The following is a 516-nucleotide window of genomic DNA, read 5'->3' as shown; positions in this document are numbered from 1 at the left end:
ACCTGTATCTTGCGCGCAAGCAAAAAGAGTTTGCGGAACTGACTGGGAAGGACGTGCAACCCGAACCTGCTAAGCCGGATGACCACGCCAGTGCCGCAGACTGGAGTTCGCGTACGGTACGTATCACCCAGACGGACCGAGACGGTAATACAACGGTGAAAACTCGCAACTATGACGAGCTGACGGACGCGGAGCGTGCGCAATTCGATGAGATGATGCGCAAATTCAACCAGAACATGGCGAATTTCGAAAAGACTCTGCGAGGCGCGTTTGCATGAAGGCCATAGAGCTTCTTGAACAAGCGCTTCCATACGTGCGTGGCCAGAATGAGGCGCTTGTCCGCAAGATCGAGAAGAAACTGCGGAAAGATGGTAAGCAGCGGGAACTCACGGTCGCGCAGTCGTTCTACGAAATGGTGGTAACCGTTCTGTGTAGAGTGGCTGAAGTACGAAAACGGCACTGGATGGAGCCTGACCACGAACTCTGTGAATGGCTCGGGTGCAGCGACTACACAAC

2 protein-coding genes are annotated in these 516 nt (G+C 54.3%); both read left to right on the top strand.

From position 1 onward, the window contains the following. On the top strand, positions 1–278 hold a 278-nt coding region (locus AC1RPW_RS07890), incomplete at its 5' end, for a hypothetical protein (protein WP_481769427.1). Then, positions 275–516: hypothetical protein (locus AC1RPW_RS07885; RefSeq protein ID WP_481769426.1), on the top strand; the 242-nt coding region annotated here is incomplete at its 3' end. The genes AC1RPW_RS07890 and AC1RPW_RS07885, both read left to right, overlap by 4 nt.

The sequence above is a fragment of the Dellaglioa sp. CoH-55-MRSF-8 genome, assembly GCF_056782195.1.
The sequence above is the reverse complement of the archived record's forward strand: the minus strand, read 5'-3'. Positions and strand labels throughout refer to the sequence as shown.